Origin of the sequence: Curtobacterium sp. MCPF17_051 (genome assembly GCF_003234595.1) — a bacterium.
GTDB classification, from domain to species: domain Bacteria; phylum Actinomycetota; class Actinomycetes; order Actinomycetales; family Microbacteriaceae; genus Curtobacterium; species Curtobacterium flaccumfaciens.
The window spans coordinates 83,907-103,191 of the sequence record NZ_QKSE01000007.1 but is presented as its reverse complement, the minus strand read 5'-3'; the positions used below and the strand labels follow the sequence as shown (position 1 = coordinate 103,191).

The window sequence follows — 19,285 nt, the reverse complement described above, 5'->3', positions numbered from 1 at the left end:
ACGAACAGGAACTCACCATGCCCATCGACGGCATCACCGGCAGCGTGGACCCGACCGCGCAGGCGGCGGCCCTGGCCGCCAACTCGACGGCCCAGAAGTCCCAGACGATGGACTCCGAGGTCTTCATGAAGCTGCTCGTCACGCAGTTGCGCAACCAGGACCCGTCCTCGCCGATGGACACCAACCAGATGATCAGCCAGCAGACGCAGCTCGCGATGATGGAGCAGATCACCAACCAGACCACGACGGGGAACGAGAACTTCTCGCTCCAGATGCGCATCGCCGCAGCGAACCTCGTCGGCAAGCAGGTCAGCTACACCGACGCCGACTCGGGCAAGTCCGTCACCGGGACCGCCTCGGCCGTGTCGTACGCGAACAGCGTCCCCACGGTCACCGTGAACGGGAAGGAGGTCGCTCTCGACGTGATCTCCGGCATCACCACCACCGCTCCGGCTCCCTGACGCCCAGGCCTGCCTTCCCCGTTCTTCCTCGTTCTTCCTCGTTCTTCCTCGTTCTTCCTCGCTCTTCCTGCCTCTCCGAAAGGACGCACCATGCTCCGCTCGCTCTACTCCGGGATCTCCGGCCTCCGCTCCCACCAGCAGATGCTCGACGTCACCGGCAACAACATCGCCAACGTCAACACCGTGGGCTTCAAGTCGTCGACCACCGTGTTCCAGGACACCCTGTCGCAGATGACCCAGGGTGCCGGCGGACCGCAGACCGGCATCGGCGGCACGAACCCGGCCCAGATCGGCCTCGGCGTGCAGGTCGCCGGGGTCTCCACGAACTTCTCCCAGGGCTCGGCGCAGGCCACCGGCAAGGCGACCGACCTGATGATCTCGGGCGACGGCTTCTTCGTCACCCGCCTGGGCAACGACACCGTCTACACCCGCGCCGGTGCGTTCGACTTCGACGCGGACGGCCGCCTGGTCACCGCCGACGGCAAGATCGTGCAGGGCTACCCGGCCACGAACGGCGTCGTCAACGAGAACGGCCAGCTGTCCGACATCACGCTGCCGCTCGACGCCGCGGCCCCGGCTGTCCGCACCACCGCCGCCACGGTCGCCGGAAACCTGCCGTCCGAGACCGCGGTCGGCCAGACCATCACGCGCGAGGCCACCGTGTACGACGCCTCGGGTGCCAAGCACACGATGTCGCTTGCCTACACGCGCACCGCCGACGGCTGGGACGTCACCGGGCGCAACGGCCAGGGCACCACGGCGACGACCTCGCTGACCTTCGGCACCGACGGCAAGCTGACCGCCGGCGGGACCCTCGCCGTCGGTGGGATCCGGGTCGACATGGGCGACCTGACCGGGTTCGCCTCGCTCAACACCGCGGCGATCGGTTCACAGAACGGCCGCGAGGCCGGCGCACTGCAGGGCTACTCGATCTCGAAGGACGGCACCGTCACCGGCACGTTCTCGAACGGCGCGTCGCTCGCGCTCGGCCGCATCGCCCTCGCCACGTTCGCCAACCCGGCCGGCCTCGAGAAGACCGGGGCGTCGGGCTACCGTGCCACCGCGAACTCGGGCGGTGCGACGGTCGGCGGTCCCGGCTCGGCGGGCGTCGGGTCGCTCGCGGCGGGGACGCTCGAGATGTCGAACGTCGACCTGTCGCAGGAGTTCACGAACCTGATCGTGGCGCAGCGCGGGTTCCAGGCGAACGCCCGCATCATCACCACCTCGGACGAGGTGCTGCAGGAGCTCACGAACCTGAAGCGCTAACGGCGGGCTGCGCTCGCGTCGCTGGCGCTCGCGTCGCTGGCGCTCGCGTCGCTGGCGCTCGCGTCGCTGGCGCTCGCGTCGCGGGCGCTTGCGTCGGCGGGCGCTTGGTGAGCAGGATCGGTCGGGTGCTGAAGGGGGACTCGACCGTTCCTGCTCACCATCGTTCGTGGTGCAGGGAGTTCGGCGCCGGGTCGTGACGAAACGACGCGTCGTGACGTCTCATCGGTGCGATGTGCGAGAACCACGACACCGACCACCAGTCCGACCACCGCTGCCGCAGCGTCTTCGACCGCTGGTGGTGCGATCGACCACGCGGCCACGACGGCGTGCACGAGTCGCGTGGTCCCGGCGGCCGCACGAGCTGGAACGACGCGCTGACCGGGCGGCGGCTCGGGGACGTCTGAGCTCGGGTATGGTCAGTACATGCTGACCATTGCCTCGCGGCACGACGTGTTGAACCGCCTCGGGCGGGCGCTCTCCGACCCCACGCGTGCGCGGATCCTGCTCCGGCTGCTCGACGAACCCGGCTACCCGGCGCGGCTCGCCGAGGAACTCGAGCTGACGCGGACGAACGTGTCGAACCACCTGGCGTGCCTGCGCGGCTGCGGGATCGTCGTCGCCGTGCCCGAGGGGCGTCGGACCCGGTACGAGATCGCGGACCGCAACCTCACCCGCGCGCTCGAGTCCCTCGTCGACGTGGTGCTGGCGGTGGACGTCGCCGATGACGGCCGGGTCGCGGACGCCGGCTGCGAGGTCGAGCGGTGAGCACGGTATCGGTGTCGCTCGCACCGGTCCGTGTCGGCGTGCTCCGGCGACGGATCAGGTGGATCGTCGCGGCCACCATCGCCTACAACGTGATCGAGGCCGTCGTGGCGATCGCCGCCGGCTCGGTTGCTTCCTCCACCGCGCTGATCGGCTTCGGGCTCGACTCGATCGTCGAGGTCCTGTCGGCAGCGGCCGTCGCGTGGCAGTTCGCCGGGCGTGACCCGGAGGCCCGGGAGCGAACGGCACTGCGGGTGATCGCGGTCTCGTTCTTCGGGCTCGCCGTCGTGGTGAGTGTCGATGCCGTCCTGACCTTCACGGGTGTCCGCTCGCCGGAGCACAGTCCGGTCGGCATCGTCCTGGCCGCGGTGAGCCTGGCGGTCATGCCGTTCCTGAGCCTCGTCGAACGGCGGACCGGACGCGAACTCGGTTCGGCGTCGGCCATCGCCGACTCGAAGCAGACGCTGATCTGCAGCTACCTGTCGGCGGCGGTGCTGCTCGGCCTGCTGGCGAACAGCCTGTTCGGCTGGTGGTGGGCCGATCCGCTCGCCGGACTCGTCGTGGTGGTGTTCGCCGTACGCGAGGGACTCGAGGCCTGGCGCGGTGACGCGTGCAAGCAGCCGGTGTCGGCGCTGACGGGGGAGCGGGAAGGCGACGGCTGTGACTGCTGCTGACGTGTGTCAGGCGCAGTCGGTGATCAGCCGGCTTCGGCCTCGCGCACGTGGCTGACAGCATCGCCGACGATGTGCGCGATGTGCTCGTCGTGCAGCGAGTACACGGCGTTCCGCCCGATGCGTTCGACCTGCACGATGCCCGCGAGCCGCAGCGTGCGAAGGTGCTGGGACACCAGGGGCTGCGACAGTTCGGTCGCTTCGGCGAGGGAGCCGACGTCGGACGACCGGGAGATCAGCGCGGACAGGATCCGCAGTCGGGCGGGCGAGGACAGCGCCTTGAAGAGGTCCGCCGCTGCTTCGATCCCGTCTGACATGGACTCATGTAAGCGCACGCGCATACGTGCATGCAACACGACGGCCCCGACGCGGTGCGTCGGGGCCGTCGTGTCGGTGCCGGTGATCAGCGCTGTCGATCAGTGCTCGTCGTAGTGATCGCCGTGCTGGGCGTGCTTGTGTCCGTCGTGGACGAAGTCGACGTGGTCGTCGTGCTGGACCGTCTCGTGGCCGCAGCCGTCCTGGTGTGCGTGCTCGGCGACGGTGTGCTCGGCGCTGTTCTCGTGCTCAGCCATGGTGACCTCCTGCTGATCGTCGGTTGGGATGCCCTCAGCGTAGGTCACACATGCAGAAGTTGCAATACATTTATAGATGAGAACCGATGTCAGCCCGGGAACCGCTGGGTCCCCGCGAGAGCCGACGTCGGCAGCGCGTCCCTGGGGATCGCGACTCCGGCGGTGAGTGCCGACGTCCACTCCGAGGTCGGTGCGACGGCGGCGAGGTTCGACTGCAACAACGCCATCAGCGTCCGGTGCACCGTCTCGGCGGACACGGCCCCGCCGGCGTTGACGATGTTGATCGCGCCGGTCGCGTCGGACAGCACCTCGACCGAGACGCCGAGCGCCTCCGCCTCGGCCGCCGAGGCGATGATGCAGTTGTTCGTCATGAAGCCGACCAGGGTGACCGTGTCGATCGACCGCTCCTGCAGCCAGGCGAGCAGGTCCGTGTGGGCGAAGACGGAGCTGAACTGCTTCGTGACCTGATGCCACTCGGGCGTCCGTCGCCGCTCGATCTCGGGGTGCAGGGCGAACGCCTCCGTCGTCGGGTTGAACACGGGAGCAGCATCGCCGGCGGTGTGCTGGACGACGACGATCGGCGTGTCGGCAGCCGTCGCGGCGTCGATCGCGTTCGTGATCTGCGCGAGCGCGTCGCGGACGGGCGGGAACCGGACCTCGAGTGGACCGCTGAAGTACTCCAGCTGGATGTCGACGAGGACGAGGGCGCGCTGGGGATCGGACACGGGAGCTCCTTGGGTCGGTGGGCGTACTCGACGATCCTCGTCCGTCGATGCCCTCGGTGCGATTGGCACGCGTGCATCGGTACGATGGATCCAGGCCAAACCGGAGGAGTCCCGCGTGCGGATCGCCATCTACGCCTTCGACGGCATCACGATGTTCCACCTGTCGGTCCCGCAGATGGTGTTCGACGAGGTCACCCGACTCGGGCTCGCCGACTGGGAGACCGTCGTCTTCTCCGACCGGCCCGGTTCGGTCCGGACCGCCGAGGGGCTGACGCTCGGTCCGGTTCAGGGGCTCGCCGCCGCGGCGGACGCCGACCTGGTCGTGGTGCCGTCCTGGACCGACGACGGCACCCGCCTGCCGACACCGACCGAGCGGGCGGTCGTCGAAGCGCACGCGCGTGGATCGGTCGTGGTCGGTCTGTGCCTCGGGTCGATCGCGGTCGCCGGTGCCGGGCTCCTCGCGGGACGCAGCGCTGTGACGCACTGGCGCGAGGTCGACCGGCTCGCCGCGCACCCCGACGTCACCGTGGACCCCGACGTGCTCTACGTCGACCACGGTGACGTGCTGACGTCGGCGGGCACGGCGTCCGGGCTGGACGCGTGCCTGCACGTCGTGCGGACGCGGCTGGGCGCCGAGGCTGCGAACCGGGTCGCGCGGAGCCTGGTCGTCGCGCCGCACCGCGAAGGCGGCCAGGCCCAGTACATCGAGCGGCCGGTCGTGCAGCGTCGCGACGACGACCCGGTGGCGACGGCATCGGCCTGGGCGGTGGAGCACCTGGACGAGGAGCTCGGCGTCGACCGACTCGCTGCGGCGGCCCACATGAGCCGCCGCAGCTTCGTCCGGGCCTTCAGGGTGTCGACCGGCACCACCCCCGCGGCCTGGGTACGGAGTCGCCGTCTGGACGAGGCCCGTCGACTGCTCGAGACCACCGACCTGCCCGTCGACCGGATCGCCGCAGCGTGCGGGTTCGGCAACCCGGTCACACTGCGGCAGAACTTCGCCGTGGCGTTCGGCAGCACACCCTCGAGCTACCGCCGACGGTTCGACGCGCGGCCCTGACCAGCCGGCCGGGCGAGTGCGTTCCTTCCCATGACGGCTGTGATGGGAAGTGGAAACGGGCGTACCTGGTCAGAACGACAGACCGGGTACGCCCGGTTCGACCAGGTGTGCCCGGAGCCGCCCTACGACGACGTGGGCGATGACGCCACCGACTCCATGCCGTCCAGCCGCGCCTCTTCCGCGTCGTACCCGGCGCGGACCTGACGCAGCACCAGGTCGTCGATCTCGTCGGCGTCGCGCAGGCGCAACAGCGTGTTCGCCTTGTGCTGGACGAGCGCCAGCTCGAGGGCGACCGCGTTGTCGTGCCGCTGCAGCGCGGGGTGGTCGTCATCGTCCCCCTCGCGGGCCTCGATCACGTCGAGGTGCGCCTCGTAGTCCTTCCGCAGGCGATCGACGGTGGCACGATCCGCTCCGGTCGACCGTGCCAGACGGGGGAGCGCATCGAGCGCCTCCTCGATCGCGGTGCGTTCGGCGTAGCGACGTTCCTCGCTGACGGACTCGTCCTCGGGCAGCGCGGCGCGACGCAGGACGGCCGGCAGTACGAGGGCCTGCCCGACGATCGTGACGATGACCACCCCGGCGGTGACGAAGACGATGAGGTCGCGCTCGGGGAAGTCGCCGCCGGACTCGAGGGTGCGCGGCACGGCGACGGCCATGGCGAGCGACACCGCGCCCCGGAACCCGGCGAACCCGCTGACGAGCCGGTCGCGGTGCCCCTCGCGCGGTTCCCCGCCGGTGCGTCGGGTGACGAGCCAGATGGTCCCGCCCGCGGCGTTGAGGAAGGCGAACCGCACGATGACGAGCAGCACCGCGACCGCGAAGACGATCCCGGTCCCGCGCAGCAGGTCGGCGGGGTCGAGTGCGCGTGCGGCGACCATCGCCTCGATGCCGACCAGGACGAACAGTGCGCCGTTGAGCAGGAAGGTCAGGAACGACCAGAACGCACGCACCTGCTGGCGGGTCTCGGCGCGGTCGAGCTTGGGGCCGACCTGGCTGACGACGATGCCGGCCGCCACGACGGCGAGCACGCCGGAGGCGCCGATGGCCTCGGCGGCCAGGAAGGCCGCGAAGGGCACGAGCAGGGTGACGAGGTTCTCGAGCACGACGGTGTCCACGCGCCGCAGCACCATCGTCCCGATCCAGGCGGCGACGAGACCGGCGGCGACCCCGCCGATGTACGACAGGACGAGCATGCCCGACACACCCCAGAAGGTGAGCTCCTGCGTACCGACGGTGACGGCCACCGCGATGCCGTAGACGACCAGGGTGGTGCCGTCGTTCACCAGGCTCTCGGCGCGGAGCACCGTGACGTTCCGCCGCGGCAGCATCTTCGTGAGCACGCCGACCGCGGTCGCGTCGGTCGGGGCGACCGCGGCGCCGAGCACCCAGGCCGGCCCCCACGGGATCCCGAGCAGGTGCAGCAGCACGGCGACGGCACCGGCGGTCACCACGACGAGCAGGGTGCCCATCAGGACGATGCCGCGCAGGTTCTTCCGGATCTCGCGGAGCGACGTCGTCAGACTCTCCCAGTAGAGCAGCGCCGGCAGGAACAGCAGCAGCACGGCCTCGGCGGGGAGCTCGACGTCCGCGAACTGGGGCACGAACGCCAGCAGCGCGCCGAAGACCAGGAGCAGCACGGGTGGAGCGATCCGGATCCGATCGGCCACGGCCGCCGTCAGTGCGATGGCGAGGCCGAGCACGACCACCAGTTCCGGTCCCAGCACGTGCACTCCGATCGTCGTCCGACCCGCCAGTCAACGCCGATCCACGGTGGATCCTTCCAGAACAGCCGAACGACGCGCCGCACCACGGCCGAACGACGCGCCGCACCACACCGCACGACGCCTCACGAACCGCCGCTCACACCGCCCGCGGCCGCCGCACCACCCGCCGCCACCACGCACGCCACGGCAGGGAACCCATCAGCGCCGACCCGATCACGACGGTCCTGAAGCACCCCACGACGACGCCCGGGATCGGCACGAGCAGACTCGCCCACAGCAGCACCGACAGGCTGTACACGCCGTCGAGGATCTCGAAGAGCATGAACACCACGAGCCCCCGCTCGACCACGACGGTCGACGCGGAGAGGTGGATCCGCCAGGCACCGCGGCCGACCCCGATCGACGCCGTGTCCGAGGCGCCGCCTCCGGCACCCGGACCAAGTGCCCACGACGCGGTCCGCTTCGACACGAGGTACGCGGCGATGCCGGCCGCCCCGCCGAGCGCGACCGGCAGCAAGGCACCGGCGGCCCACCCGGAACGCGACCCGACGAGCACGGAGGACACCACGACCCCCGTCGCAGCGGTGACCAGCGACCAGACGCGGGGTCGCGCGACGGAGGCGAGCCGCGCCTCCAGGCTGCCCAGCCACGACCTGCGGGACGCGCGGTCGGTGTGGAACAGGTACTCGGCGAAGACCTGCCGGATGAACGCGGCGCCGAAGGCGGCGAGGGCGGGACGCACCTCGGCCAGGTGCGCGGAGAACGAGCCGGCGCGAACACCGCCTGTTCGAAGGAGCTGGCCGGGTCGGTCGCGTCACCGACCGCGACGGCGGCCGGCGGCAGGAGCATCGCGAGCACGCCCGCGACGATCCCGAGCGACAGGAACAGCCGCCGGGCGGGGGAGTGCAGCCGCCGTCAGGGAGGGAGCGCACAACACCGGTGTTCGCGTGCTGAACCGCGGTCTGCACGTGTTCAACCGGCGAACACCGGTGGCTTGCGGGGGCCTTGCTCGCCGGAGCGTCAGTCGTGGAACGTCTCGATGGACGCGCCGAGCGAGTTGAGGCGCTCCTGGAGCTGCTCGTAGCCACGGGCGATGATGCCGACGTTGCGCAGGACGCTCTCGCCCTTCGCCGCGAGCATCGCCAGCAGGATCACCACGGCGGGCCGCAGCGCCGGCGGGCAGCTGATCTCGGCACCGGAGAAGTGCGTCGGGCCGGTGACGTCGAGGCGGTGCGGGTCACGCAGGGTGACGCTCGCGCCCAGGCGGGTGAGGTCGAGCAGGTGGATCGCCCGGCCCTCGTAGACCCAGTCGTGCACGAGCGTGGTGCCCTCGGCCATGGCTGCGATGACGACGAAGAACGGCAGGTTGTCGATGTTCAGGCCGGGGAACGGCATCGCGTGGATCTTGTCGATCGGCGCGTGCAGCTCGGACGGGTGCACCGTGATGTCGACGAGGCGGGTGCGGCCGTTGGCCGCGGCGTACTCCTCGCTGACGTCGAAGCGCAGGCCCATCTCGGCCAGGGTCGCGAGCTCGATCTCGAGGAACTCGATCGGTGCACGGGTCACGGTGAGGGTCGACGCTGTGACGATGCCGGCGGTCAGCAGGCTCATCGCCTCGACCGGGTCCTCGCTCGGCCAGTAGTCCACGACCTCGTCGATGCGGCTCTTGCCGGTGATGCGGAGCGTGGTGGTGCCGATGCCCTCGATCTGCACCCCGAGCAGCTCGAGGAAGAAGCAGAGGTCCTGCACCATGTAGTTGGGGCTGGCGTTCCGGATGACGGTCTCGCCGTCGCGGGCCGCGGCGGCCAGGATCGCGTTCTCGGTCACGGTGTCACCGCGCTCGGTGAGCACGACCGACTTGGTGGGGACGGCCTGGTTCGCGACGTCGACCTCGTACCAGCCGGAGGTCGCCTCGACGTCCACGCCGAACGGACGGAGCGCGATGAGGTGCGGCTCGACCGTGCGGGTGCCGAGGTCGCAGCCGCCGGCGTAGGGCAGGCGGAAGGACTCGTACCGGCCGCTGAGCGGGCCGAGGAACATGAGCACGCTGCGGGTGCGGCGGGCGGCGTCGGCGTCGATCGCGTCGAGGTGCAGGTCGTCGGGGGCGACGATCTCGAGGGTCTCGCCGTCCTCCGACCACGTGACGCTCGCGCCGAGGCTGCGGAGCACGTCGATGATGCGGTCGACCTCGACGATCCGGGCGACCTTGTGCAGACGGGTCACGCCGCGGTTGAGCAGCGAGGCGCAGAGCAGCGCCACGGCGGCGTTCTTGCTCGAGTTCACCGCGATGGAGCCGCTGAGCTTCCGGCCGCCCTGCACGCGCAGGTGGGCGCGCTGCGGCGCACCGCCGATCGAGACGATCTGCTGGTCGAGGGCGTCGCTGATGCGGGTGAGCATCTCGAGGGACAGGTTCTGCCCGCCCTGCTCGATGCGGTTGATCGCGCTCTGGCTGGTGCCGACGCGTTCGGCGAGCTGGGCCTGCGTCATGCTGCGGCCCTTGCGGGCGCCCCGGATCAGGGCGCCGACCTCACGGAGGGGTGCTGCGGTCGCCGGAGATGCCGGCGAGACGACGGTGGTGGTGTCGGTCATGCGCGCCACGCTAACACGCTCATGAGATAAACCGGTGGAAGATGGACACCCATTGCGCGTCCGGAGGTCTCGAATACGTCACAGTTGGGAATTTCGGGGGACGAAACTGCTCAGGGATCGGTCAGGGTGCCCCGGACGATCGAGTTGCCGGAGTGCGCCGGATCGCCGTCGTCGGCCTCGGCCGAGACGTCGACGACCGGGAACTCCGCGGTGTCGACGCCGTCGGGCACCGTGAAGCGGCCCTGGTCGCCGTCGAGGTAGCCGACGCTCACCAGTCCGCCGAGGTCCGACCGCATCATCCAGACCTCGCGCAGCGGACCGGTGCCGGAGCGACCGCGCTCACCGTGCAGGTCGACGACGAGGGTCACCCGGCCGTCCTGGTCACGTTCGAGTTCGGCACGGCCGGTCGTCCCCGACCAACCGGGCAGTGCCGCGAGCTCGGTGTTCGCCAGGACGGTCTCGGTGTCGCCGCGGGGGAGTCCTGGGACGATCCCCGATGCCACACCGATGCCGAGGACGACGGCGAGGACACCGACGCCGGCGATCGCAACGGCGAGGGCTCGGCGACGACGGGGACGGGATCGGGTTCGGCGGGCCACGGCGTGGTGCTGCGCGTCGGACCGGGTGCCGGCGGGCGCCCCTTCGGATGCGCGTTCGGCCGCTCGTTCGGGTTCGGTCGCCGGCGCCGCAGCCTGCTGTGGCGTCCGGGCGATCTCGGCCGCGATCCGCTCCCACACGTGCTCCGGGGGCGCGGCCAACGTCACGTCCTCGGACGCGCGGGTCACCGCGGCGACCCGCTGCAGTGCGGCCACCTCGTCGCGGCACCGGTCGCAGGACACCAGGTGCTCGGCGACGTCGTCCGTCGCGACCTGGTCGGAGACCGCGAGCATCGCCAGCGTCTCGTCGTCGACGTGCTTCATTCGATCACCTCCAGACGTGTTCGGAGCCGAGCCAGACTTCGGTGGATGTGGCTCTTGACGGTGCCCAGCGGCAGTTCGAGCCGTTCGGCGATCTCACGATGGCTGAGGTCGTCGTAGAACGCCAGTCGCATCACGCGTCGTGGGACCTCGTCGAGCCGCTCGAGCTCGTCGGCGACGAGTGCGCGCTCGGCCAGGTCGAAGGCCGGTTCCGGCGCCGGGGTGGTCTCCTCGACCACGTCCGGGTCAGCGGCGCTGGCGTGCCGTCGACGCTCGTTCTGCGCGTCGGCGATGCAGTTCCGGGTGATGCCGACCAGCCACGCGCCGAGCGGGGCGCGGCCGGGGTCGTAACTCGTGCTGCGCTGCCAGGCCTTCACGAACACCTGCTGCGTGACGTCCTCGGCGGCGGCCGGGTCGGCCAGGGCGCGCAGGGCCAGCGAGTAGACGAGCGACGACCACCGTTCGTAGACGGCTCGCAGGGCGTGCTCGCCCCCGGCGCGGAACGCGTCCGAGAGCTCGCTGTCGTCCGGGAGGATGGTCGTCACGTCTTCCTGTCGCTGGCGCGGTCGTCGTCGACCACGATCCGATCGTAGGGGGCGGATCGTCGCCACGGTCAGGCCGGGACCGCGGTGACGACGAGGTTGCTCTCGTAGTGTCCGGTGGCTCCGTCGAACGTCCCGCCGCAGGTCACCAGGACGAGCCGTCGTGGTCCGTCGTCACGGAACACCTCGCCCCAGGGGAGTCCCCGCTTCTCGAGCATGCTGACGGAGTCGATCCGCCACGCGGTCTCGGCACCGTCCGCGTCCGTCAGGGTGATCCGGGTACCGGAGGGGGCGTCGCCGAGGCGTGAGAACGGGCCGGTGCCGTAGCCGACCGCGTCGACGTGGGCCGCGATGACGACGGTGCCCCCGGTGGACGACGGGGCGGCACCGAACCGGTACCAGCCCGCGGTCGCCGGGTCGGGCGGGAGCGCCATCGCGCCGTCCTCGTCGACCCCCTCGGGACGGACCGGCGCGCTGATGCCGGCGTGGTCGACGGTGATGGTGGTCGGGGCGGGGGCGTTCCGGATCGGCGGGATCGTGGCGGCCTGCTGCGGCACCTCGGTCGAGAACGCCGACGGGACCGGTGTGGGGGTGGTGGTCGGCAGGACGGACGGCTGCCCGCCGGGGGTGGTCCCGGCCGACGAGCACCCGGTCAGGGCGGCGGCCGCCACGGCGACGACGAGCGTCACCGTGGCGGACCGCACAGGGCGTGGCACGTTCAGCGGCGGGTCGCTGCGTGCCGGCGGCGGAGCACCACGGCCCCGATCGCGGCAGCGGCGGCCAGTGCGGCCGCCGCTGCGCCGACCAGGGGCAGGGGGCCCTGGTCGTTCGTGGCCACGAGACCGGCGTTCCCGGCGGGGACGCCGTTCGGCGTGCCACCGAGGTCAGCGATGGTCTGCGTGGCGAGGGCGAGGTCGTCGTCGTCCAGGCTGCCCCAGGCGTAGACGATGGTCGACGAACCCGCGGTGACCGCGACGTCCGCCGGGCCGATCACGGGGTCGGTGGTACCGGTCGCTGCAACGCTCGCCGAGACGGTGCCGGCCGGCAGCTCGAGTGCCTGCTCGTCGGGGTTCGACAGGTTCGACACGACTGCCTTCCCGCCGGCGAGGACGTCGACGGCCGGTGCGGCGGCGACGTGGCGGACGACCAGGCGTCCCTGGCCCGCTGCTACGGCCGAGGTGTCGTTGGTGAACACCGTGGCGGTCGGCGACCCGTCCGTGGCGTCGTGGGCGACGGCGGTGTAGTTGCCCCCCGCGTCGAACGAGACGTCCGCCGGACCGATGATCGGCTTCGACGCGTCGGTGGCGTCCGAGGCGGTGATCGCGAGCTGGTGCGCACCTGCCGGCACCATCATCGGGCCGGCGAGGGTGCCCGGGGTGAAGTCGTCGATGGCACGCTCGCCGTCGAGGTAGACGTCGACGGTGACGTCCGGGACGGCGTGGAGGACCGAGAGCGTCGCCTCGCCGGTGGCGGCGGTCGCAGCGGTCGCGGGCAGTACGGCCGCGGCGGCGGCGAACAGGACACCGGCGCTGAGGCCGGTGGCGAGTGTCTTGCGCATGACGTGTCTCCTTCGGGGCCTGTCCGGGCCGGTGCGGACGACGTCGTCCTCGACCTCGTACCCCCACTACCGTCGGAGCACCCCGATCGGATGCAGTGACTTCCTGGGGATCAGCTGAGACGGCCCGAACGCGTCGCTAACGCACCCGCCGCGTCCGCCGATAGTCCTCCGTGCAGGCCCACGGACGGGCCCGCATCCTGCCCCACGGACGGCGGCGGGACGATCGAGAACCAGGACGGGCCATGATCGTCGTCACACGACTGAACGGCAGCGGATTCGCTGTGAACCCCGATCTCGTGGAGCGCATCCAGGAGACGCCGGACACGACGCTCATCATGGTCGACGGCGCGAAGTACATCGTGCGGGAGTCGATGGCCGACGTCATCGACCTGATCGCCGCGTACCGCGCACGGATCGTCGGCATGGCCTACGGCACCGACCAGGCCTCCCGCTCGAGCACGAACACCGGCCCGCAGCCCACGCTCGCCCCGGTCGCCGCACTCCGCTCCGCGCAGCACGGCCGCGCCCTGGACGGGGGTCGCTGACGTGGACATCGCAACGATCGTCGGCATCCTGCTCGCCTTCGGCGCCCTGTTCGGCATGGTCCAGATGGAGCACGTCGAACTCGGTGGACTCTTCCTGCCCGCCCCGATGCTGCTCGTGTTCGGCGCCACCATCGGCTGCGGCATCGCCAGCACCACCCTCAAGGACGCGATCGCCAGCTTCAAGGCGGTCCCGAAGGCGTTCACCGGCAAGGTCACCCCGCCGGCATCGGTCATCGACGACGTCGTCGGGCTCGCCGAGACCGCCCGCGCCAACGGCCTGCTCGCCCTCGAGCAGGAGGCCGACAAGCACGACGACCCGTTCATGAAGAAGGCGCTGCAGAACATCGCGGACGGCACCGACGGCGACGAGCTGCGGATCCTGCTCGAGGACGAGATCGAGTCGAACGCGGCCCCGACCCGGAGCGCGAGCGCGTTCTTCATGGGCCTCGGCGGGTTCGCGCCGACCGTCGGCATCATCGGCACCGTGGTCTCGCTCACCCACGTGCTCGCGAACCTCGGCAAGCCCGACGAGCTCGGACCGCTGATCGCCAGCGCGTTCGTCGCCACCCTGTGGGGCCTGCTGACCGCGAACTTCATGTGGCTGCCGATCGGCGGCAAGCTCCGCAAGCTCGCCCAGCTCGAGTCGGACCGCCAGACGCTCCTGATGGAGGGGCTGCTCGCGGTGCAGGCCGGCAGCCAGCCCCGTCTGCTCGGTGAGCGGCTGAAGGCCATGGTCCCGCCCGCTGCCCGCGCCGACACGGGCGGCAAGGGTGGCAAGGGCGGCAAGAAGGCCGACGCGGCCGACGACCAGCAGCTGGCGGCCTGACCGTGAGCGCCAACCCCCGAGGCCGCGGCCGCGGTCGCGCGAAGAAGTCCCACGACGAGGCTGAGCACCCCGACGAGCGCTGGATGGCGTCGTACATGGACATGATCACGGTGCTGATGTGCATGTTCCTCGTGCTCTTCGCGATGTCCACCGTCGACCAGGAGAAGTACATCCAGCTGAAGCAGTCGCTCGCCACCGGCTTCGGCGAGGTCGACTCGCAGAAGATCGACACCGCGAGCGGCACCGTCGTGACGAAGGACCAGGTCGAGGACGGCTCCGGCTACTCGACGGACAAGTCCCAGGCCGACCACTCGACCGCCTCGTCGGGCACGAAGGACACCAACGTCGACCCCGCGTCGACGGTGGTGCCGACGACGGCGACGAAGCAGGACCTCGCCGAGGCGAAGCGCGAGCTCGACGACCTGACGAAGCTCGAGCGTGCGATCCAGCGCAACCTGGCGAAGGCGGGCCAGACCGAGAACGTCCAATTCACGGTGGACGCCCGCGGCCTGATCGTCCGGTTGATCGGCAGCGAGACGTACTTCGGCACGAACAGCGCGGACCTGTCCGACCAGGCGCGGTCGATCATGGACGCCATCGCGCCGGTGCTGAAGACCTCCGACCACGACGTCAGCGTCGAGGGGCACGCCGACCAGCGGAACTCGACCGCGCCGTACGCCACCAACTGGGAGCTCAGCGCCGCGCGGGCGACCGGGGTCCTGCGCGACCTGGTCGAGCGGGGCGGGATGCCCGGCGACCACGTGCAGAGCGTCGGGTTCGGGTCAAGCCGGCCACTGGCGAAGGGCGGCACGGACCGGGACCTCGCCCTGAACCGGCGGGTCGACATCGTGGTCCTGTCGAACGCCGACCAGGACGTCAGCGCCCTCATGCCGGCGCTGGCGAAGGCACAGGACGGAGCGCAGCAGGGCTGACACACACAGGACGGAGCCCGGACGGCCTGACGCACGGACGACGCCACCGCCCCACTACGGGTTACAGCACTGACGGGTGCCCCACAGGTGACCGATAGACGCACCCGTGACCGAGACCCTGCCAGCACCCGAGGTGTACGACTTCGCGCGCCCGTCGACGCTGGCCCGTGAGCACGCCCGGGTCCTCGAGCTCGCCTTCGAGACGTTCGCGCGCCAGTGGGGCACGCAGCTGACGGCGAAGGTCCGCGCGGTCAGCCAGGTCACCTGCGAGCAGGTGCAGATGACGACGTACGACGAGTACGCCGCGTCGCTGCCCGCGCTCACCGGCATGGTGCTGCTGCCGATCACCGGCCTGACCCCGAAGGGCGTGCTGCAGGTCCCGCTCGACGCCGCGCTGACGTGGGTGTCGCACGCGCTGGGCGCCTCGAAGCCGCTGCCGACGCCGGACCGCACCTTCACGCCGATCGAGCAGGCCCTGGTCCGCAAGATCGTCGAGGACGCCCTCGAAGACCTCCGCTACTCGTTCGGCGGGCTGCTCGCGCAGGACGTCACGGTCGGCGGGTTCCAGTTCAACAGCCAGTTCGCCCAGGCCGCGCAGAAGGGCGACCTGATGATCGTCGCCTCGTTCTCGATCCGGGTCGGCGACCGCATCGCCCCGGGCACGCTGGCCCTGCCGGCCGAGGCCGTCCTGCCGCAGCTCGGCGAGGCCGCCGCGCACGTGTCGCCCGCCGACGCCCGAGCCCTGCTCGACGCGCAGCTCGAGAGCGTGCCCGTGGGCGTCAGCCTGCGCTTCGCCCCGGCCGCGGTCCTGCCGACGCAGGTCCTGCGGCTCGCCGTCGGCGACGTCCTGCCGCTGCCGCACCCGCAGCACCGGCCCCTCACCATCGCGGTCGACGGCGAACCCGTCGGCACCGCCGCGGTCGGCGCGAACGGCTCGCGCCTCGCCGGCATCGTCGTCACCACCACGAGCACGGAGCAGCACTGATGACCGAAACGACCACCCTCCACACCGCAGCGGCCGAGTCGCTCGCGGCGCAGCTCCCGACGGCCGCCCCGCTGAGCGCACTGCTCCTGCCCGGAGGCGCGACACCGGTCGTGCTCGACGCGGCGACGGACGCCGTCGTCGCCTCGTTCGTCGGCGGCCTGTCGGCCGACCTGGCGCTCGTGCTCACCGACCTCGAGGCGATCACGGCCGCCGGAGGCACCGACCACGGCATCGTGGCCGTCACGGACGTGCTGCGCCCGTCGCTCGAGGCCGCGGCCGGGGTCCTCGGCGTCGGTGTGCTCGGCGAGGCGAACCGCGAGTCGGCCGCGTCACTGCTGGCCGACCCGGACACCGTCGTGTTCGAACTGACCGCCGGTGGCCTGCCCGCCGGGTGGTTCGGCATCCGGATCCGCGAGAACGGCACGGTGTCCGCGCCCGTCGTCGCGAACCTGCCGGCCGGCAACCTCGGCCGGATCAACAACGTCGAGATGACCCTGACGGTCGAGATCGGCCGCACCCGGATGTCGGTCCGCGACGTGCTCGGCATGGAGCCCGGCGCCGTCGTCGAGCTCGACCGCAGTGCCGGTGCCCCCGCAGACGTCCTGCTGAACGGCCGGCTCATCGCGCACGGCGAGGTCGTCGTCGTCGACCAGGACTACGCGGTCCGGATCACCCGCATCCTCGACGTCGCCGAAACGGTCTGACCCGCACGTGGACACCCTCGTCGTCACCCTCCGCGTCGCGCTCTCGCTCGGCGTCGTGCTCGCCCTCATGTGGGTGCTGCACCGCGCGAGCCGCAAGCGCTTCTCGGGCAAGCCGTCGGGCCGTCGTGCGGCGACCGTCGAGGTCGTCGGCCGGCAGGGCATCGGCGGCAAGGCGAGCGTCGTCGTGGTCGACGTCGAGGGGGAGCGGCTCGTGCTCGGCGTGTCCGAGCACGGGGTCAACCTGCTCACCAGCGGGCAGGCACCCGCGCCGGAACTCACCATCGTCACCGGCCCGGTGGCGCTGCCGGTGCGTCCCGCCCCGTCGGCCGACGCGTTCGGTCGGGAACTCGCGCAGCAGTCGGACGCCACCCCGGGCCTCCCGGCAGGCACGGACGACGTGGCCCGGGCGACCGACGCGACCAGCGCCGTCGCGCCGCTGCCGATGCGCCCGCGCAACCGTCGTCCGCAGCGCGCGGTGCCGAGCGCGCAGCAGCTGCAGGGCTCGATCCTGTCGGTCGACACCTGGCGCCAGGCCGCGGCCGCGCTGCGGAACCGGCGGGCCGGGTGAGGGCGGCAGGGCCGCACCGGCTGGCACGGTCGGGTCGACTCGTCGCCCTCGTCCTGCTCGGCCTGGCGGTCGTGGCCGGGTTCCTGATGCTCACGACGACCGGTGCGCACGCCGCCGGTGTCGTCGAACCCACCGCCCCGGCGACCCCGACCGCCCCCGCGACCGGTGACTTCAGCGTCAGCGTGAACGGCCCGGACGGCACGCCGTCGTCGGCCGTGGTGACGCTCATCGGCATCACGTTGCTGAGCGTCGCACCCGCGCTGATGCTCATGATGACGTCGTTCACGAAGATCTTCGTCGTGCTCGCGATGACCCGGAACGCGCTCGGGCTGCAGTCGATCCCGCCGAACCAGGTGATCGCCGGACTGGCACTGTTCCTGTCGCTGTTCGTGATGGCACCGGTGCTCGGACACATCAACGACGACGCCCTGCAGCCCTACCTGGCCGGGCACCTCGACTTCAACCAGGCCGTCGAGATCGGCACGAAACCCCTGCGGACCTTCATGCTCCACCAGACCCGCGACGAGGACGTCGCCCTGATCACCCGCGCCGCCGGGCTCGACAACCCGAAGTCGATGGCGGACGTGCCGATGACGACCGTGATCCCGGCGTTCATCATCTCGGAGCTCCGCAGCGCGTTCATCATCGGGTTCGTCATCTTCATCCCGTTCCTGGTGATCGACCTCGTCGTCTCCGCGGCCCTGATGTCGATGGGCATGATGATGCTCCCGCCGGTCATGATCTCGCTGCCGTTCAAGATCCTGCTCTTCGTGCTGGTCGACGGCTGGGGCCTCATCATCACGTCGCTCATCGAGAGCTACCACGTTGTCTAGGGGGCACGCATGAACCAGCAGGCCGTCATCGACCTCGTGCTCCAGGCGCTCCTGGTGTCCGGCAAGCTCGCCGCCCCGGTCCTCGTCACCTCGCTCGTCGTCGGCTTCGCGATCTCGCTGTTCCAGTCGGTGACGCAGATCCAGGAGGTCACGCTCTCGTTCGTGCCGAAGGCCGTCGCCGTCGCGATCGCCCTGGTGGTCTGCGGCAACTGGATGATCTCGGAGATGATCGCGTTCACGCACGTCGCCTTCGACATGATCCCGAAGCTGCTCGGGGCCGGTTGATGGAGCTCAGCATCGACGCCGACCGTCTGGAGGCGACCATGCTCGCCGGCGTCCGGCTCGTCGCGTTCTTCGTCATCGCGCCGCCGTTCTCGTACCGGGCGTTCCCCGGCACGGTCAAGGTGATCCTCGGGCTGGGGCTCGCCATCGGCGTCGCCCCGCGGGTCGCCGCCGGCTACGAGCAGCTCGCGACCGGCCCGTTCCTGCTCGCCCTGCTCACCCAGCTCGTGGTCGGGCTGTCCCTCGGGTTCCTGGTGTTCCTGGTGTTCGCCGCCGTGCAGTCGGCGGGTGCGCTCATCGACCTGTTCGGCGGGTTCACGCTCGCGCAGGCGTTCGACCCGCAGTCCCAGGTCAACGGCGCCCAGTTCACCCGTCTGTTCCAGATGACCGCGCTCGCGCTGCTCTTCACCTCGGGCGGCTACCAGCTCATCGTCGGTGGTCTGGTGCGGTCCTTCGACGCCGTGCCGCTCACCGGTACCTTCGCCGTGGACGGGCTCGCGTCGATGCTCGTGACCGCGATGTCGCAGATGTTCCTCGCGACCCTGCAGATCGCCGGTCCGCTCGTCGTCGTGCTGTTCCTGGCCGACGTGGGGCTCGGGCTGCTGACCCGCGTGGCACCGGCGCTCAACGCGTTCCAGATGGGCTTCCCGATCAAGATCGGCCTGACCGTCCTGTTCGCCGGCGCGCTCTTCATGGCCCTGCCCTCGGTGGTGTCGTCGCTGACCGGCGACGCCGTCGAGGCGATCACGGGACGGGGGTGACG

24 protein-coding genes and 1 pseudogene are annotated in these 19,285 nt (G+C 71.0%); 15 read left to right on the top strand and 10 right to left on the bottom strand.

The window, feature by feature from the left end; translation table 11 throughout:
• Positions 1-17 precede the first annotated feature (17 nt).
• The 5 genes from DEJ35_RS07125 (at position 18) to DEJ35_RS07105 (ending at position 3,163) form a co-directional block, all read left to right on the top strand.
• Positions 18-461 (top strand): flagellar hook assembly protein FlgD, encoded by a 444-nt coding sequence (locus tag DEJ35_RS07125; RefSeq protein ID WP_110859844.1) that lies wholly within the window; start codon positions 18-20, stop codon positions 459-461.
• Positions 462-551: 90 nt separating this feature from the next.
• On the top strand, positions 552-1,727 hold the full coding sequence (locus DEJ35_RS07120; RefSeq protein WP_110859846.1) for a flagellar hook protein FlgE: 1,176 nt from the start codon (positions 552-554) through the stop codon (positions 1,725-1,727).
• A gap of 230 nt (positions 1,728-1,957) precedes the next feature.
• Positions 1,958-2,131: a hypothetical protein gene (locus DEJ35_RS17255; RefSeq protein WP_181420035.1), complete on the top strand. Its 174-nt coding sequence runs from the start codon at positions 1,958-1,960 to the stop codon at positions 2,129-2,131.
• A gap of 19 nt (positions 2,132-2,150) precedes the next feature.
• Complete coding sequence (locus DEJ35_RS07110) at positions 2,151-2,492, top strand: helix-turn-helix transcriptional regulator (protein WP_111192420.1); 342 nt, start codon at positions 2,151-2,153, stop codon at positions 2,490-2,492.
• Positions 2,489-3,163 carry a cation diffusion facilitator family transporter gene (locus tag DEJ35_RS07105; protein ID WP_111123029.1) on the top strand — a complete coding sequence of 225 codons (675 nt, stop codon included), beginning with the start codon at positions 2,489-2,491 and terminating at the stop codon, positions 3,161-3,163. Before DEJ35_RS07110 ends, DEJ35_RS07105 begins: the two co-directional genes overlap by 4 nt.
• 23 nt (positions 3,164-3,186) lie before the next feature.
• On the opposite strand, the gene DEJ35_RS07100 is transcribed toward DEJ35_RS07105, so the two are convergent.
• The 3 genes from DEJ35_RS07100 to DEJ35_RS07090 all read right to left on the bottom strand — a co-directional run bounded on the left by DEJ35_RS07100 (position 3,187) and on the right by DEJ35_RS07090 (position 4,457).
• Positions 3,187-3,477 carry a helix-turn-helix transcriptional regulator gene (locus tag DEJ35_RS07100; RefSeq protein ID WP_110859852.1) on the bottom strand — a complete coding sequence of 97 codons (291 nt, stop codon included), beginning with the start codon at positions 3,475-3,477 and terminating at the stop codon, positions 3,187-3,189.
• 99 nt (positions 3,478-3,576) lie between these two features.
• A complete protein-coding gene (locus tag DEJ35_RS07095) occupies positions 3,577-3,732 on the bottom strand; it encodes a zinc transporter permease (RefSeq protein ID WP_110860088.1) in 156 nt (51 codons plus the stop codon).
• 89 nt (positions 3,733-3,821) lie between these two features.
• Entirely contained in the window at positions 3,822-4,457 is a 636-nt protein-coding gene (locus DEJ35_RS07090; protein WP_110859854.1) for an isochorismatase family protein, read from the bottom strand.
• 115 nt (positions 4,458-4,572) lie between these two features.
• On the opposite strand from DEJ35_RS07090, the gene DEJ35_RS07085 reads away from it, so the two are divergent.
• The gene (locus tag DEJ35_RS07085) at positions 4,573-5,517 is read left to right on the top strand and encodes a GlxA family transcriptional regulator (RefSeq protein ID WP_111192418.1); all 945 of its coding nucleotides are present in this window, start codon (positions 4,573-4,575) and stop codon (positions 5,515-5,517) included.
• A gap of 122 nt (positions 5,518-5,639) precedes the next feature.
• Here the strand turns inward: DEJ35_RS07085 and DEJ35_RS07080 are convergent, their stop codons facing one another.
• From DEJ35_RS07080 to DEJ35_RS07050, 7 genes and pseudogenes are all read right to left on the bottom strand, one after another.
• The gene (locus tag DEJ35_RS07080; RefSeq protein ID WP_111192464.1) at positions 5,640-7,241 is read right to left on the bottom strand and encodes a Na+/H+ antiporter; all 1,602 of its coding nucleotides are present in this window, start codon (positions 7,239-7,241) and stop codon (positions 5,640-5,642) included.
• Between the two features lie 136 nt (positions 7,242-7,377).
• Positions 7,378-7,998: pseudogene (locus tag DEJ35_RS07075) on the bottom strand (DUF475 domain-containing protein); the annotation flags it as partial.
• Between the two features lie 263 nt (positions 7,999-8,261).
• Positions 8,262-9,830 (bottom strand): UDP-N-acetylglucosamine 1-carboxyvinyltransferase, encoded by a 1,569-nt coding sequence (locus DEJ35_RS07070; protein WP_176708770.1) that lies wholly within the window; start codon positions 9,828-9,830, stop codon positions 8,262-8,264.
• Between the two features lie 110 nt (positions 9,831-9,940).
• Positions 9,941-10,750, bottom strand: a complete 810-nt coding sequence (locus DEJ35_RS07065; RefSeq protein WP_110859860.1) for an anti-sigma factor — start codon at positions 10,748-10,750, stop codon at positions 9,941-9,943.
• Entirely contained in the window at positions 10,747-11,292 is a 546-nt protein-coding gene (locus DEJ35_RS07060) for an RNA polymerase sigma factor (RefSeq protein WP_110859862.1), read from the bottom strand. Before DEJ35_RS07060 ends, DEJ35_RS07065 begins: the two co-directional genes overlap by 4 nt.
• Before the next feature lie 68 nt (positions 11,293-11,360).
• Complete coding sequence (locus DEJ35_RS07055) at positions 11,361-11,978, bottom strand: class F sortase (protein ID WP_181435536.1); 618 nt, start codon at positions 11,976-11,978, stop codon at positions 11,361-11,363.
• Between the two features lie 29 nt (positions 11,979-12,007).
• Complete coding sequence (locus DEJ35_RS07050; RefSeq protein WP_111192416.1) at positions 12,008-12,847, bottom strand: DUF4397 domain-containing protein; 840 nt, start codon at positions 12,845-12,847, stop codon at positions 12,008-12,010.
• 242 nt (positions 12,848-13,089) lie between these two features.
• Between DEJ35_RS07050 and DEJ35_RS07045 the strand changes: the two genes are divergently transcribed.
• From DEJ35_RS07045 to DEJ35_RS07005, 9 genes are all read left to right on the top strand, one after another.
• Positions 13,090-13,392 (top strand): flagellar FlbD family protein, encoded by a 303-nt coding sequence (locus DEJ35_RS07045; protein WP_111192414.1) that lies wholly within the window; start codon positions 13,090-13,092, stop codon positions 13,390-13,392.
• A gap of 1 nt (position 13,393) precedes the next feature.
• A complete protein-coding gene (locus tag DEJ35_RS07040) occupies positions 13,394-14,218 on the top strand; it encodes a motility protein A (RefSeq protein ID WP_110859870.1) in 825 nt (274 codons plus the stop codon).
• Positions 14,219-14,220: 2 nt separating this feature from the next.
• Positions 14,221-15,150, top strand: a complete 930-nt coding sequence (locus DEJ35_RS07035) for a flagellar motor protein MotB (RefSeq protein ID WP_110859872.1) — start codon at positions 14,221-14,223, stop codon at positions 15,148-15,150.
• A 106-nt stretch (positions 15,151-15,256) separates the two neighbouring features.
• Positions 15,257-16,135, top strand: coding sequence for a flagellar motor switch protein FliM (locus DEJ35_RS07030; protein WP_110859874.1), 879 nt, complete (start codon positions 15,257-15,259; stop codon positions 16,133-16,135).
• On the top strand, positions 16,135-16,839 hold the full coding sequence (gene fliN / locus DEJ35_RS07025) for a flagellar motor switch protein FliN (RefSeq protein ID WP_110859876.1): 705 nt from the start codon (positions 16,135-16,137) through the stop codon (positions 16,837-16,839). Before DEJ35_RS07030 ends, fliN begins: the two co-directional genes overlap by 1 nt.
• 7 nt (positions 16,840-16,846) lie before the next feature.
• On the top strand, positions 16,847-17,407 hold the full coding sequence (locus tag DEJ35_RS07020; protein WP_111123018.1) for a flagellar biosynthetic protein FliO: 561 nt from the start codon (positions 16,847-16,849) through the stop codon (positions 17,405-17,407).
• A complete protein-coding gene (fliP, locus tag DEJ35_RS07015) occupies positions 17,404-18,240 on the top strand; it encodes a flagellar type III secretion system pore protein FliP (protein ID WP_071244631.1) in 837 nt (278 codons plus the stop codon). The genes DEJ35_RS07020 and fliP overlap by 4 nt, the downstream gene beginning before the upstream one ends.
• Positions 18,241-18,249: 9 nt before the next feature.
• Positions 18,250-18,525: a flagellar biosynthetic protein FliQ gene (locus DEJ35_RS07010; RefSeq protein ID WP_017887433.1), complete on the top strand. Its 276-nt coding sequence runs from the start codon at positions 18,250-18,252 to the stop codon at positions 18,523-18,525.
• Positions 18,525-19,283 carry a flagellar biosynthetic protein FliR gene (locus DEJ35_RS07005; RefSeq protein ID WP_111192412.1) on the top strand — a complete coding sequence of 253 codons (759 nt, stop codon included), beginning with the start codon at positions 18,525-18,527 and terminating at the stop codon, positions 19,281-19,283. The genes DEJ35_RS07010 and DEJ35_RS07005 overlap by 1 nt, the downstream gene beginning before the upstream one ends.
• The last annotated feature ends 2 nt before the right edge of the window (positions 19,284-19,285 follow it).